Source organism: Xenorhabdus yunnanensis (assembly GCF_028598805.1).
Taxonomy (GTDB): Bacteria; Pseudomonadota; Gammaproteobacteria; order Enterobacterales; family Enterobacteriaceae; genus Xenorhabdus; species Xenorhabdus yunnanensis.
Map to the genome: position 1 here is coordinate 1 of NZ_JAQRFI010000313.1, position 256 is coordinate 256.

A 256-nucleotide genomic window follows, 5' to 3' on the forward strand; every position below is an offset into this window, starting at 1 on the left:
CATTGGGCACCAGAAAGCGCTCCATAAACCCCGCATGCACCACTGACCACGTGTTGACACCGTAAATCTGTTTGCAGGAAAGCGCGGTTTCGATGCCTTCTGCGATCCCCAATGTCGAATCGACCGGAAAAAGGCGAATTGCCGATGACTGAGCGTGATCGCGATAAGCTTCTTCCTGCATGGCATCCAGTTTCTTCTGAGGCGTGATATCGGCCTTTTTATCCCCGTCAAGGTAGGTACGGTGCAGATAACATAA

1 pseudogene is annotated in these 256 nt (G+C 51.6%); it reads right to left on the reverse strand.

Annotated features, from left to right (window positions below):
• A pseudogene (locus PSI23_RS22395) lies at positions 1-256 on the reverse strand (DNA primase); the annotation flags it as partial.